Below are 14,155 nucleotides of genomic sequence, written 5' to 3' on the forward strand. Positions count from 1 at the left end.
AGGTATTTATTCAGACGCCAGAGAGAACTCACGAAATAAAAACTTTAAAATATCTTATTTTGTTTTATAATAATCTTTTTTCTAGCTTTACATGAGGCCTAATTAGTATTTAATTTCAAACAACCTCATTTAACTAAAGACTTACCCAAATATAACACAATCTAAACATCAAAGTTCATTATGATCGAGATTAAAACGGAGGAAAAAATCAAAGAATCATCTATCTATGGGCAGATCACTTCTTTGGGGCACGAACAGTTGGTCATCTGTTATGATGAAGCCACGGGCTTAAAAGCTATCATCGGTATACACAACACGGTATTGGGACCAGCACTTGGAGGGACCAGAATGTGGAATTACACTTCTGAAAAGGAGGCCATTACAGATGTATTGAGGCTTTCCAGAGGAATGACCTTCAAGGCCGCTATCTCCGGACTGAACATAGGAGGAGGCAAAGCGGTCATCATTGGGGATCCCAAACTCAAAAATGAAGCCTTCTTGCGCAGGTTTGGTAAGTTTGTGCAAAGTCTTGGGGGAAAATACATCACGGCTGAGGATGTCAATATGAAAACCGGTGACATGGAGTACATCGCCATGGAAACCCCTTATGTCACCGGGCTTCCGGAAATCAAAGGCGGTGGCGGAGACCCTTCACCCGTAACGGCTTTTGGGACTTATCTTGGCATGAAAGCAGCAGCAAAAAAAGCTTACGGCCAGGACTCGCTGCAAGGAAAGAAAATAGCCGTCCAAGGAATCGGTCAAGTGGGCAGGCACCTTATTGATCACCTGGTCAAAGAAGGGGCAAAAATCTACATCACGGACATCTTCGAGGACAAACTAAAAGAGGTAGCCAAAGATACTGGAGCGACCGTGGTGGCACCTGAGGACATTTATGATGTGGATATGGACATCTATGCCCCCTGTGCCTTGGGAGCTACAGTAAATGACAGCACCTTGGAAAGACTTAAATGCCAGGTCATTGCCGGTGCAGCCAACAACCAGCTGGAAGATGAAGAAAAGCACGGGCAAATACTATTGGAAAAAGGGCTTATTTATGCGCCGGACTTCCTGATCAATGCCGGTGGCCTGATCAACGTATATGCTGAATACCTGGGGAATTACAACAGAGACCTGGCTTATCAACAGGCAGAAAAAATATATGACACCTGTTTGGCTATCCTTAAAAAGTCCGAGAAGGAGGGCAAACCTGCCCAACAAGCAGCCATTGAAATGGCCTGGAGCAGGATACAAAGCATTGGCAGAATAAAGTCCAGCTTTTAAAGCTCCGCTTCTCCCCATCAAAACCAAATGCAATGGACAACAATTTCCGTGCATTTGGTTTTTTTATTTTCTAACTTTGCAGGCATAAGCAGCGGGAACCAAACAACTTTACCCACTGCCCCAAGTCTATTCATTTACGTTCTTTATATTCAGGTAATGTTAAACAGAAGAATACTCAGAGTTAAGGCTTTCCAAAACCTCTACGCTTATGAGCAGTGTAAAGTATCCAACTTCAATCTGGCAAAAGACTTTATACGCGATGCTTTCCAACCAGACCTCAACAGCATGGAGGTGCAGGACAAATCCCAGCTCAGAAAAAACGCGGAAACCACGATCGAACTTTTTTCCAAAAACCTGAACAACAAATCTCTGATCGCTTCAGGAGACTACGAGACCAAAGTAAAGTCCGTAGCCATCAAAGCGGTCAACCATTACTATCAAAGCAACCAAAAAGACCTCGAATTCCTTAAGAAAAACATGGTCAGTGCGGCAGAGAGCATCCCTCAGCTGTACCTGAACGTCATCCACATCCTGATTGGCTTCAGCAACCATGTCCGTGGCGAGTATGAACGCAAAAGAAAGCTGAACCAGGAATCCCTAACTGCTTTTTCCGGGGAGCTCAACTTAGCCAATAACCAAATCATCGATTACCTGAAAAACGCACCGGCCTTCACTACGGAATCAACCAGGCAGCAGGCAGGTGTGGAAGAACTGGAACTTGAAATCCAAGAATGGTTTCGGGAATACGTAAAACCATGGGACAGGTACAAGGAATACCAGCAGATCAGTGAGCCCAATGAAGAGGATGACCTGAACATATTACTTGACTTAATCAAAAAGATCATCTTCAAGACAGAAGCCATCCTCAGCTACTTTTATGAGAAAGACCTCAACTGGGTAGAAAACAAAGCCGTTGTCCGTAGCCTTGCCGTCAAAGCACTTAAAAATATCAGCGAGGCTCCCGAAAAGGAAGATTATGAACTTCCTGAAATCGCCATAAACTGGGAAGAAGACAAGGATTTTTTCCAAAATATCTTTAACTTGACTATCGAAAATGATGACTCAAACAGGAAGTTAATTGCGGAAAAAACAAAAAACTGGGACATTGAAAGGGTAGCTTCAACAGACAAAATCATCCTCTCCATGGCGATCACAGAGATGTCATTTTTTCCAAGCATTCCTGTGAAAGTTTCCATCAATGAGTATATTGACATTTCAAAAACGTACAGTACCCCTAAAAGCAAGCAATTTGTCAACGGATTACTGGATGTTTTAGCTAAAGAGCTAACCGATCTCGGAAAAATCCGTAAAAGTGGCAGAGGGCTTTTAGACAACAAGTAAATATTATTTTATTATGAGCAAACAAAGTAATTCGATTTTAGCTTTCGTACTGGGAGCAGGTGTGGGCGCCGCACTGGGAGTGCTATTTGCGCCGGACTCAGGAAATAACACCAGAGACAAACTATCCTACCAACTATCAAAATATAAAGCTGAGCTGGAAGACATCATCAAGGACCTTATGGAAGGCAAAGACCTCCCAATGAATGAGGCCAAAAGCGAAGGGAAGAAAGTCATCTCAGAAGCAAAAAGCAAAGCGGAAAACCTGCTGAGCGATGTCAATAAGCTTATCGATCAGATCAATAAGGACAAAAACTAATCATCATATCATTTGTATGAAATACTTAAGTTTACCTGCAATGTTACTTGCAGGTTCTCTTTTTGTGTCAAGTTGCGGCACAAAGAACAAAGAGAAAATTGAAAAACTAGAGGAAAAAATAGCCCAATTGGAGGCAAGCCAAAGCACTCCTGCACAGCCATCCAATGTGCAAAGTGTTTCTGCTGTAGACCCATCGACTTTAGGGAAGTTTAAATTCCCCGAAATGGAGCATGACTTTGGCAGCATTAGCCAAGGGAAGGTTATTGAACATGAATTTAAATTCAAGAATGAAGGCCAGGCCCCTTTGGTCATCTCCAACATTCAGGCATCCTGTGGTTGTACCACTCCGGATTGGAGCAAAAAACCCATTAAGCCGGGCGAGGAAGGCTACGTTAAAGTCAGCTTCAACTCAGCTGGAAAGTCGGGCGCTCAAAGCCCTACGGTAACTATTACCGCGAACACCTCTCCTAGTGTCACCAGACTAAAATTAAAAGGAACAGTAAATACCTCAAGCACTACAACCAGCCAGGCTGTAGGACCAGTTAAAAAATAATCATGATCACTACAATATTATTGCAAGCACAGGGTGCCGGAAACAGCGGCATATTGGGACAAGTATTTCTTTTTGGCGCCATTATTCTGATCATGTATTTCTTTATGATCAGACCACAGCAAAAGAAACAAAAAGATGCCAAAAACTTTATCGAGTCCATCAAAAAGGGGGACAACGTCGTTACTATTGGAGGAATCCATGGTAAAGTCAGCAGCATAGAAGGGGAAACTGTCATACTGGAACTTGACAGAGGTTTGAAAATCAAAGTAGAAAAATCAGCCGTTTCCGCTGAATTCTCAAAAAAAGCGAGCGGAACTAAATAAAAAGAGGTATTGAATAAGTTTCAAAAATACTTCGGTAAGCTTAAAAAAAAGAAAGCATCTGACATCAAAGTGGTGGCCCTCTGCGTTGCAGCGGCCACCACTTTTTGGGTTTTGAATGCTCTCAACAAAGACAACTATGTCACCGTTGTCAACTACCCTATTTCTTTCCAGTACGACAACCAGGAATACATGGCCGTCGAAGAACTGCCCAGTGAAATCAGGATAGAAATCAACGGCAATGGCTGGGACCTCTTTAGAAAATATTTCAATGTGAATGTCCCCCCCTTCATCATTGAACTTTCCAATCCCGACAAGCAGGACTATTTACTTTCCTCTGCCTTTAGAAGAAACCTTGCTGAAATATTGGAACCCACCAATCTGACTTCTATCGTCACTGACACTTTGCAGTTCAGCATTGACAAAATCATCGAGAAGGAAATTCAAATTGCACTGGATACAAGCAAGATGAAATTGGCTCCCTACCACAAGTATGCCAGTAATATTTCACTCACCCCTCCCTCTGTTTTGGTCAAGGGGGCAGAGTCAAAGGTCAAAGCACTGGGAGACACCATCACCCTTGAAATCACCGATGACAATATCCAGAAAAACTTTAACCAGTCCCTTCCTGTCCTTATACCGGAATCGATGCAGGACTACATAAGACTCCTTCCCAAAAACATTCAGGCAAGCGTCGAAGTGGTGGCATTTCTGGAGGGCAACAAACGACTAAAAATAGAACAGATCAACTTTCCCCAAAACGTCAGTCTCTCAAGGGAGGTCTCATCGGTTATGATGAGCTATCGTGTTGACGAGCGCATGGTACGTGAACTCAGGGACGTCGAACTGAAAGGAGTGCTCAATTACAACCACAGAAACAAGCAGGATAGCACGGTAACCATTGAACTCCTGAACGCCCCCGACTATATAGAGTCGATATCCATTGAGCCAAATACGTTTAAACTGACTTATGAATAAGCCCCAACCGCTTTTGGTAGGAATAACAGGTGGGATAGGAGCCGGAAAGTCTACAGCGGCCAGAATCTTTCACACTTTGGGCATCCCTGTCTACTCCGCGGACGACAGGGCCAAATGGCTAATGGCCAACGCTGAAACCTTAAAAGCTTCTATTATCAGTGCTTTCGGTCCCGAAGCCTATCTTGCTGACGGCAGCTTAAACAGAAGCTACCTGGCGAATGAGGTCTTTTCGGACCCTGAAAAAACCAAAACAATTAATGGCTTGGTGCACCCGGCAGTCAAGGCTGATTTCGAATCATGGGCTAAAAATCAAAACAGCCCCTACGTCCTGAAAGAAGCCGCCTTGCTATTTGAAACAGGCTCTTACAAAGAACTCGATAAGGTCATCAATGTATTTGCACCTGAACAGACCCGCCTCTTACGGGTAATTACCAGGGACGTACAAAGGTCAAAAGAGCAAATCCTATCTATTATGGACCGACAGCTTCCGGATGGAGAAAAAAACAAACTTGCAGACTTTACCATTGACAATTCCGACAATAAGATGTTGATTCCCCAAGTACTTAAAATACATCGGAAACTTTCCCTTTAAGCTAAAGCTTGAGGTTAATCTGGTCCAGGTAAAACTTCATCCTCGTATGTTCCTGGTTCAAAAAATCAATTTTATCGATCTTATCCAATTTGTGATTGTAAAACACTTCCACGTATTCATTGTCAAGAAGATATAAGTTCACCTTGTGTCCATAGTACCTGATCCCCACCACAAAAGTCCCTTCCGTGTAGAGTTTATGGATTTTCTTTTGCATCGGCAATTTTCTAAAATCTTCCTTAATCATTTTACGCTCAAAACATTGACCCTACCAAACACTTACCTCCTATAAAACTATTAACCCCGGGCTTTAACATCAAGTTTCATGAAGGTTTTATTTTCTTCTTTTTAATTACGAATGCGTGGTTTGAATTATTGCTTAGATAAAGATACTTCAGTATAATTGGAAAACGTTTCTGAAACCACCTGATGATCAAAACCGCAGTTTTTAAAGCTTACCCTCATTCTCTTATCCCTTTGGCATTGGTCCTATGCCTGGTATTTTTCAGTTCCTGTTCCTCTTCCAGAAAGGTCTACCGGCAAAATGTCAATACGGTAGTCCAAACCGCAAAGTCCTATCGTGGCACGCCTTACCGGTATGGAGGGACCACCAGAGCCGGCATGGACTGCTCAGCGCTCCTCTACCTGTCCTTTAGAAGCATAGGCATCCAACTTCCCAGAACCTCCGATGCACAAAGCAAGACCGGCAAAAAAATAGCAAAAAGCAAACTGGAAAAAGGCGATGTTGTTTTCTTCGCAACAGGAAAAAGAAAAAACAAAGTCACCCACGCCGGCATTGTCACCGAAACCGGAAGAAAAGGGATTCAGTTTATCCACTCCTCCTCTTCCCTTGGAGTAACCGAAGACAATTTTCATTCCACCTACTGGCACCCCCGTTTCGTCAGGGCAAGAAGGTATTTTTAGCCTCATCCACTTTTATTGGTTTCATTGAGCACAGCCCTCCCCTCAAAAGCGTGTTTTATGGAAGGGACTTAAGAAAAGCCATCAGAAAATCACCGATTTGCATTCTTCGAAAAACGAAACGTTACTATAAAAAATTGACCTAAAGTGGATTAATTTTTAAAACATCCTTTGGTATTAATCATTATTAGTTAATTTTGCAGTCGAATAATAGAAATGCATTAATTCCTTTTACATTAATACACAAAAATGGCGAATACTGGTAAGATTAATCAGGTGATTGGCCCCGTAGTAGATATCTCTTTCGAAGGGGGAAAATTACCGAATATCCTGGACGCACTTGAAATCACCAAGGAAAACGGTCAAAAAGTAGTATTGGAAGTTCAGCAGCACTTAGGAGAAGATCGCGTAAGAACTATAGCGATGGACTCTACTGAAGGCCTGATGAGAGGCATGGAAGTGATCGACACAGGAACTCCTATCTCAGTTCCAACAGGAGAAGGCATCAAAGGACGTCTTTTCAATGTAGTGGGCGAGCCTATCGATGGTCTTCCTAAAGTGGAATCTGCTACCAGATTACCTATCCACAGACAAGCTCCTAAATTCGAGGACCTTTCTACTTCTACCGAAGTACTTTACACAGGTATCAAGGTCATTGACTTGATCGAACCTTATGCAAAGGGTGGTAAAATTGGTCTTTTCGGTGGTGCTGGTGTGGGTAAAACCGTATTGATCCAAGAATTGATCAACAACATCGCCAAAGCTTACTCCGGTCTTTCAGTATTTGCCGGTGTGGGTGAAAGAACCCGTGAAGGAAATGACCTTCTTAGAGAGATGATCGAATCTGGTATCGTAACTTACGGAGACGACTTTGTGGAGTCTTTGGAAAACGAAGGCGGATGGGATCTTTCTAAAGTAGACGTTGAAAAACTGAAAGACTCTAAGGCTACCTTTGTGTTCGGTCAGATGAACGAACCTCCAGGTGCCCGTGCCCGTGTAGCCTTGACTGGTCTTACACTTGCTGAATATTACCGTGACGGTGAAGGTGACGGTGCCGGTAAGGACATCCTTTTCTTTATCGACAATATCTTCCGATTCACTCAGGCTGGATCTGAGGTATCTGCCCTACTTGGCCGTATGCCATCTGCGGTAGGTTACCAGCCGACCCTAGCCACTGAAATGGGTGCCATGCAGGAAAGAATTACTTCCACTAAGAGTGGTTCCATTACTTCCGTACAGGCCGTTTATGTACCTGCGGATGACTTGACTGACCCGGCTCCTGCAACGACATTTGCTCACTTGGATGCCACTACCGTACTTTCCCGTAAAATTGCCGAACTAGGTATTTATCCTGCGGTGGATCCTTTGGATTCCACTTCCAGAATCCTTGAACCAGGCATCTTGGGCAACGAGCATTATGACTGTGCTACCCGCGTAAAAGAATTACTTCAGAGATACAAAGAGCTTCAGGACATCATTGCCATCCTTGGTATGGAAGAACTTTCTGAAGATGACAAATTGGTGGTACACAGAGCAAGAAGAGTACAGCGTTTCTTATCTCAGCCATTCCACGTAGCCGAGCAGTTTACCGGCTTGAAAGGGGTATTGGTAGACATCAAAGACACTATCAAAGGTTTCAACATGATCATGGACGGTGAACTTGATCATCTTCCTGAAGCAGCATTCAACTTGGTAGGCAGCATCGAAGATGCCATTGCCAAAGGTGAGAAAATGCTTGCTGAAGTTAAATAATTAAACCTCTCCGACCTTTGGAGAAATAAACCACAGGGCAAAAGCCCATTCGTCAGCTTTCCCTGTGGTTTTTAAAACCAAACTAACGGCAATATGCATTTAGAAATCATAACACCGGACCAAAAGGTATTTCAGGGAGAAATATCAGAAGCCACTTTTCCAGGAGCTTCAGGTGCTTTCCAAGTATTGAAAAACCACGCTCCTATCGTATCTGCCCTGACCAAAGGCACCGTTTCCTATACTACCAATGACGGAAAGCAGTCTTTAGAAGTGGACGGAGGTGTAGTGGAAGTACGAGAAAATGAAATCATTCTTTTGGCTGAAAAAGTAGTAGGCTGATTAGCTGAAAATATTATTCCCCAAAAGCGGACCCAAACAGGTTCGCTTTTTTTTGCCTCATTTCATAACCACTTCTATCAAATAAAAACTTTCTATATCCTTTATTTCCCCATGAAAAGGACTGTCTTTCATAAGGAGGTACTCCTTCAATAACGCCCCTTGCCAAACACCAACAAACACATCGTTCTCCTCATCCACAGCTTGAATTGGAGGTAGTGCCATGTGATAACGTTCCTTTTCTAATAAAGCCCTACCATTAGCGATTACCCTATGTTCAGATTTTGAATAGAGAGAATAAAATCCCTTATTTTCTTCATCAAAGGACCTAATTAACACATAATTACTAGCCTCCTTCCACTCTCCTCCAAATCTGGATTTCCCCTCAAAAAGAGAATTGATCTTACCAAAATCCCGATCATGGGATTTAAATAATGCCACATTCGGCAAAATAATTTCCTGTTCCCAATGCTCTGAAATAGGGTTGGGCTGATATTTTATAGCAAATCGTTTTATCAATGTATCGGGCGATTGGACATGATAAATCGTAGGATCATAATTCTGATAAAACCTGATGGAACCCTTATAAAGCTCAAAAGGATTGATTGGTGTAACCACTAAAACCCCATCCAACCCCGGCGAATAATTTAAAGCCGTCTTTTTCAAACTGAATTCTTTGTCCAAAAACCCCAATTTATAGTACACATCATTATACGGGCCATTATGATGACTATATGATTTAAATCCAACGTAACCTTGTCCTCCAACCATAGGAATTACATTGTTAAAAATGAGCGGATCTTTGGTCCTAAATGAGCTGTCAGCAATAAATTCCTTATCAAAAACCACAATTTTTTTCAGGTTGAAATCATAGATTTCCAAACAGCCTTCTTCATTTAACCAATAATCATTTATTTGTCGTACTTCTAATGGCCCCGCCCCCTTTCTCGCCTACTTGCTTAACCAACTTCCCCAGCCTATCATAGACTTTGACTTCACCTGACTTAAATCGATCAAATAAGATATAATGATCCTTAGTAATCAAAACCCTATCCACTCCCTTTAAATAATTACCATCTTTGTCTTCTAGTGGCACAAAACGGATTTCTTTTATTAAGGATGAGACATCCACACTGTCCTCAATTATTTCAGTGTTTATGACGATGGTCTCTCCACCTTCTTGAATGGATTCTTTTGCTTGAGAGCAGCCCAATAATAAAGCCAGCACAAAAAAATAATATTTAGTCATTTGATAAAAATTCAATCTCGGTTTGACAACAATTTTTTTACGTAGCTCCTAAAAATAAATACAAAACTGCCGCCAGGCAAGCGCCGGCCAAAGGCCCCAAAACAGGCACCCAGCTATAACTCCAGTCACTGCTCCCCTTCCCCTTTATCGGCAAAAGCTGATGGACCAATCTTGGTCCCAAGTCCCTCGCGGGGTTTATCGCATAGCCTGTTGTTCCTCCCAAGCCCAAACCGATCACCCACACCAACAGGGCTACAGGCAATGCCCCTAGGGCCCCTAAGCCAACGGGAGTATTGTCCGCATCCTCAAGAGCAGCCCCTGTGGAGTACAAAATCACAAAGATCAGCACAAAGGTCCCGACAAACTCCGAAAAGAAATTGGAAGCATAGTTTCTAATAGCCGGCCTCGTGGCAAAGGGAACAAACTTTAAAACAGGATCTTCCGTCAGATCAAAGTGATCTTTATATATTAACCAAGCAACAAAAGACCCAAAACCGGCGCCTAAAACCTGGGCCAAAATATACCCCGGAACAAGCTCCCAATTAAACACACCCGCTATGGCCAGCCCCACACTTACTGCAGGGTTGATATGTGCGCCACTATGTGGCCCTGCCACCACCACAGCGATAAAAACGGACAATGCCCACGCAGTGGTGATCACCATCCAGCCACCGTTGTTCCCCTTGGTATCCTTTAAGACCACATTGGCCACCACTCCAGACCCCGTGGTCAGCAGCAAAGCTGTCCCGATAAATTCTGCTAAATAAACATTCATTATATGATCACTTTGTTTTAAAAATCCGGTACTAGATACTTATCCCCCATCTTCCACCCAGTCTTTGGATCTTTCCACCGCCTTGTGCCAAAAATGCAATTTTTCCGCTGCCGATTCAGGATCCAATTCGGGCTTAAAACTGGCATCTTCCTCCCAGAGCTGCTCCAGCTCTTCAGGGTTCTTCCAATACCCAATCGCCAGCCCCGCAAGATAAGCGGCTCCCAAAGCGGTAGTTTCTGTCACTTTGGGCCTCCTCACTTGACGCTGTATCAGCCCAGCCTGGAACTGCATCAAAAAGTCATTGGCAGAAGCCCCGCCATCCACACGCATCTCCTTGGTTTTCTCACCGGAATCTTTCTCCATGGCATGGATGACATCGTATACCTGATAGGCTATGGCTTCCAAGGCCGCCCTGGCAAAATGTGCCCTTGTAGTACCTCTGGTAATGCCAAAGAATGCACCTCTGGCATCCTGATCCCAATATGGTGCACCCAAACCGGTCAAAGCAGGAACAAAATAAACACCACCGTTATCACTTACCCGTTTGGCCAAGGCTTCGCTTTGTCCCGATTCCTCCACTATCTTCAAACCATCGCGCAACCATTGGATGGCAGCTCCACCTATAAACACACTTCCTTCCAAGGCATATTGTACCTTTCCATTGATTTCCCAAGCTATGGTGGTCAGCAATTGATTCTTTGACTGCACGGGCTTCTCCCCGGTGTTCATCACCAGAAAACAACCTGTACCATATGTGGTCTTGGCCATCCCTGGACGGGTGCACAGCTGCCCAAACAAGGCTGCCTGCTGATCCCCGGCTATTCCGGAAATGGGTATTTTTGCCGACAGTACATCTCCCGCCGTGGTACAATAGGTCTCACTACAGGATTTTACCACAGGCAAAATCTCTTCGGGAATATCAAACAATTCCAACAGTTCCTTATCCCATTTTTTCTCATGTATATTAAACAACATGGTCCTGCTGGCATTGGTCATATCGGTAAGGTGCTCTTGCCCTTTGGTCAGCTTCCACACCAACCAGCTGTCCACCGTACCAAAACACAGCTTCCCTGCCTTTGCCCTCTCCCTTGCCCCTTCCACATGATCTAAAATCCATTTAATCTTTGTTGCAGAAAAATAAGCATCTATGATCAGACCTGTTTTACGGTTGATCTTTTCCGAGAGCCCTTTACTCTTGAGTTCATTACAAAAGGCAGAAGTACGCCGGTCCTGCCACACGATGGCTTTATAGATGGGCTTACCGGTTTCCCTGTCCCAAACGATGGTTGTTTCGCGTTGATTGGTGATCCCAATGGCCGCAATTTGCTTGGGGGAAATTTCTGCTTGGGCAATCACCTCCAAAATCACAGAGGCCTGTGAAGTCCAGATTTCCTTTGGGTCATGTTCCACCCAGCCAGACTTTGGGAAGTATTGTTTGAAATCCTTTTGTGCCATGGCCACCGGATGGCCTTTTTTATCAAAAAGAATGGCCCTGGAGCTGGTAGTACCTTGATCCAAGGCCATGATAAACTGGTTGTTTGGGGTCATTGTTTTATGATTTGATAAGATATTTTTTTGCCACTTTTGTAAAATCTGCCAATTCCTCTTCTTCCCAAGCTTCTGTCTTGCCCATCTCCTGAGCCATTATCTTAACCACCTTGGGAGCCATTTCCAAAGCTGTCTTTGCATCCAGAATCAAAATTCTCATTCTTCTGGACAACACATCTTCCAACTTCAAAGCCATTTCCTCCCTTACAGCCCAGATCACCTCGCCCACAGTATAGGGGTAAGCAGGATGAAGTAATTTTGCGTAAGAGGGATTTGCTTTGATCATTTCCAAAAGGGCCACCACCTCACTTCCATACCTCCTCCAATGACCTTCCAACACCACCTCTCCATCTCCGTGAAGTTTCACTTCCCAGGACCTGCTCTTCACTATGCTTTCCCCTGTAATTGTAGTAAACCAATCCACTGTATCCTCCCCCATTTTCCTGAAGGTAGTCCACTTTCCGCCCGTCAAGGTTACCAGTCCGGATTTAGAAATGATCACCTTGTGATTTCTGGAAATCTCCTTGGTCTTTACACTGCCTGCTTTAGGTGCGGCCAATGGCCTCAAACCTGCATAAACTGCCAATACATCTTTTTTATGAGGCCTTTTCGCCAGGTACAGACCGGCCGTCTCCAAAATAAAATTGATCTCCCGGGACAAAGCATCCGGCTCTACCTTGATCTTTCCACGAAGGGTGTCAGTCGTTCCTACAATCAATTTACCTTGCCAAGGAATAGCAAAAAGCACCCTTCCATCTGAAGTCTTTGGAATCATCAAGGCATCTTCCCCGCCTAAAAACTCTAGTGGCAAAACCAGATGAACACCTTGACTGGGCTGGATCATCCTTCTGCTGCCAGGCTGATCCAGCAGCAATATCTTATCCGCAAAGACTCCAGTGGCATTCACCACCATCTTGGCCCTTACTTTGTAATTTTTCTTTCCAATAAGGTCCCTGACTCCCACTCCATAAACCCTTTCATCTTGTCCTTTCAACAGGCTACTTACCCTTGCATAATTGACTACACAGCCCCCCATATCCACACAGGTCTGGGCGATACTCAATGCCAGCCGGGCATCGTCAAAAGCCCCGTCATGATAGACCACCCCTCCCAACAATCCATCTTGCTTTATCCTTGGAAGCCTTCTGGTAGTTTCCTCCTTTGAAATAAAATAAGAATCACCTAAGCTCAACCAGCCGGACATCCAATCATAAATCTTCAATCCCATTGTATAGCGGAGCTTGCCCAAATACGAATAAATGGGAATGATAAAAGGCTGCACATTGGTCAGGTGGGGAGCACTTCGCAACAATCGCCCCCGCTCCCTTAAGGCCTCCCAAACCAGTAAAATATCACCTTGGGCCAAATACCTCACTCCTCCATGAACCAACTTGGTACTTCTACTGGATGTTCCTTTTGCAAAATCGTGTGCTTCAAAAAGTGCTACACTCAAGCCCCTGGATAGCGCATCCAGCGCCACACCTAATCCTGATGCCCCTCCGCCAATGACCACGATATCCCAAACGTTATCTTTGTCTTGCAATTGTCGAAGGTTACGGGCTCTGTCCATAGGTTTTTTATAAAAATATTGAAATAAGATATAAAAAATCAGCAGCTAAAACCAGTCTAGAGGATTTTCATCTGTGAAAAACACTGTTTTCCATGATTAATCAAATGGAATCTCACAAACCTTCCGGAAATACTGTAAATGTCCACAGTCGACAGTCAACCGTCAACAGTGGACTTTGGACCAAAAAAAAGGAGCTTTTAAAGCTCCTCTTCTCTTTCCAACATCAATATCGCATTTTGGGATACGATATAGAATTTTTCACCTTCATAAATAACTTCGTGCGCTCCGTTCAGCAAAAAAATGGCCAAATCCCCCTCTTTCGCCTGCAAGGGAACATAACGGATATTTTCTTCTTTTTCTTTCCAAGGCTCGTCATCCTCCACGTGCATGGGAATGGGATAGCCCGGTCCAGCCTTGATAATATATCCCTGTTGGACTTTTTCCTTTTCCTGCACTCCAGGTGGCAGGTACAATCCGCTGGAAGTTTTTTCGCTGGCTTTCTTGGGCTTGATCAACACTCGATCACCGACCACCACCAGTTTTCTCAGTTTATTATCCTCTGGGCAATTGGATCAACGTCAGTTCAACGGGAACACATATTCAGAACAGCGATGGTGGAGCATCCC

General features: G+C 43.9%; 17 protein-coding genes. 10 read left to right on the top strand and 7 right to left on the bottom strand.

The genetic code is table 11. The annotated features are described in order from the left end of the window. The first annotated feature begins 180 nt into the window (after positions 1-180). From ACYVAA_RS19995 to coaE, 7 genes are all read left to right on the top strand, one after another. On the top strand, positions 181-1,281 hold the full coding sequence (locus ACYVAA_RS19995; RefSeq protein WP_460545199.1) for a Glu/Leu/Phe/Val family dehydrogenase: 1,101 nt from the start codon (positions 181-183) through the stop codon (positions 1,279-1,281). A gap of 156 nt (positions 1,282-1,437) precedes the next feature. Further along, positions 1,438-2,622: a transcription antitermination protein NusB gene (nusB, locus tag ACYVAA_RS20000; RefSeq protein ID WP_460545201.1), complete on the top strand. Its 1,185-nt coding sequence runs from the start codon at positions 1,438-1,440 to the stop codon at positions 2,620-2,622. A gap of 13 nt (positions 2,623-2,635) precedes the next feature. Then, positions 2,636-2,938, top strand: coding sequence for a YtxH domain-containing protein (locus ACYVAA_RS20005; RefSeq protein ID WP_460545203.1), 303 nt, complete (start codon positions 2,636-2,638; stop codon positions 2,936-2,938). Between the two features lie 16 nt (positions 2,939-2,954). Next, a complete protein-coding gene (locus tag ACYVAA_RS20010; protein ID WP_460545205.1) occupies positions 2,955-3,491 on the top strand; it encodes a DUF1573 domain-containing protein in 537 nt (178 codons plus the stop codon). A 2-nt stretch (positions 3,492-3,493) separates the two neighbouring features. Beyond that, positions 3,494-3,814: a preprotein translocase subunit YajC gene (yajC, locus tag ACYVAA_RS20015; protein WP_460545207.1), complete on the top strand. Its 321-nt coding sequence runs from the start codon at positions 3,494-3,496 to the stop codon at positions 3,812-3,814. A 9-nt stretch (positions 3,815-3,823) separates the two neighbouring features. Continuing rightward, positions 3,824-4,789 (top strand): YbbR-like domain-containing protein, encoded by a 966-nt coding sequence (locus ACYVAA_RS20020; protein WP_460545209.1) that lies wholly within the window; start codon positions 3,824-3,826, stop codon positions 4,787-4,789. Beyond that, positions 4,782-5,381, top strand: a complete 600-nt coding sequence (gene coaE, locus ACYVAA_RS20025) for a dephospho-CoA kinase (RefSeq protein WP_460545211.1) — start codon at positions 4,782-4,784, stop codon at positions 5,379-5,381. Before ACYVAA_RS20020 ends, coaE begins: the two co-directional genes overlap by 8 nt. Position 5,382: 1 nt before the next feature. Here the strand turns inward: coaE and ACYVAA_RS20030 are convergent, their stop codons facing one another. Then, a complete protein-coding gene (locus tag ACYVAA_RS20030) occupies positions 5,383-5,625 on the bottom strand; it encodes a hypothetical protein (protein ID WP_460545213.1) in 243 nt (80 codons plus the stop codon). A gap of 182 nt (positions 5,626-5,807) precedes the next feature. Here ACYVAA_RS20030 and ACYVAA_RS20035 point away from each other — a divergent pair, with 182 nt between their 5' ends. The 3 genes from ACYVAA_RS20035 (at position 5,808) to atpC (ending at position 8,390) form a co-directional block, all read left to right on the top strand. Next, a complete protein-coding gene (locus tag ACYVAA_RS20035) occupies positions 5,808-6,302 on the top strand; it encodes a C40 family peptidase (RefSeq protein WP_460545215.1) in 495 nt (164 codons plus the stop codon). Between the two features lie 246 nt (positions 6,303-6,548). After that, positions 6,549-8,051 carry a F0F1 ATP synthase subunit beta gene (gene atpD / locus ACYVAA_RS20040; RefSeq protein ID WP_460545217.1) on the top strand — a complete coding sequence of 501 codons (1,503 nt, stop codon included), beginning with the start codon at positions 6,549-6,551 and terminating at the stop codon, positions 8,049-8,051. A gap of 93 nt (positions 8,052-8,144) precedes the next feature. Next, on the top strand, positions 8,145-8,390 hold the full coding sequence (atpC, locus tag ACYVAA_RS20045; RefSeq protein ID WP_460545219.1) for a F0F1 ATP synthase subunit epsilon: 246 nt from the start codon (positions 8,145-8,147) through the stop codon (positions 8,388-8,390). A 57-nt stretch (positions 8,391-8,447) separates the two neighbouring features. Here the strand turns inward: atpC and ACYVAA_RS20050 are convergent, their stop codons facing one another. The 6 genes from ACYVAA_RS20050 to ACYVAA_RS20075 form a co-directional block, all read right to left on the bottom strand. Next, on the bottom strand, positions 8,448-9,269 hold the full coding sequence (locus ACYVAA_RS20050) for a 6-bladed beta-propeller (RefSeq protein ID WP_460545221.1): 822 nt from the start codon (positions 9,267-9,269) through the stop codon (positions 8,448-8,450). Positions 9,270-9,294: 25 nt separating this feature from the next. Then, positions 9,295-9,636, bottom strand: a complete 342-nt coding sequence (locus ACYVAA_RS20055) for a 6-bladed beta-propeller (RefSeq protein WP_460545223.1) — start codon at positions 9,634-9,636, stop codon at positions 9,295-9,297. A gap of 37 nt (positions 9,637-9,673) precedes the next feature. Then, complete coding sequence (locus tag ACYVAA_RS20060; protein WP_460545225.1) at positions 9,674-10,411, bottom strand: MIP/aquaporin family protein; 738 nt, start codon at positions 10,409-10,411, stop codon at positions 9,674-9,676. A gap of 39 nt (positions 10,412-10,450) precedes the next feature. Further along, on the bottom strand, positions 10,451-11,959 hold the full coding sequence (gene glpK, locus ACYVAA_RS20065) for an FGGY family carbohydrate kinase (RefSeq protein WP_460545227.1): 1,509 nt from the start codon (positions 11,957-11,959) through the stop codon (positions 10,451-10,453). 4 nt (positions 11,960-11,963) lie between these two features. Continuing rightward, a complete protein-coding gene (locus tag ACYVAA_RS20070) occupies positions 11,964-13,529 on the bottom strand; it encodes a glycerol-3-phosphate dehydrogenase/oxidase (RefSeq protein WP_460545229.1) in 1,566 nt (521 codons plus the stop codon). Positions 13,530-13,726: 197 nt separating this feature from the next. Next, entirely contained in the window at positions 13,727-14,062 is a 336-nt protein-coding gene (locus tag ACYVAA_RS20075) for a co-chaperone GroES (RefSeq protein WP_460545231.1), read from the bottom strand. Positions 14,063-14,155: the final 93 nt, after the last annotated feature.

The organism is Echinicola sediminis (assembly GCF_054777495.1).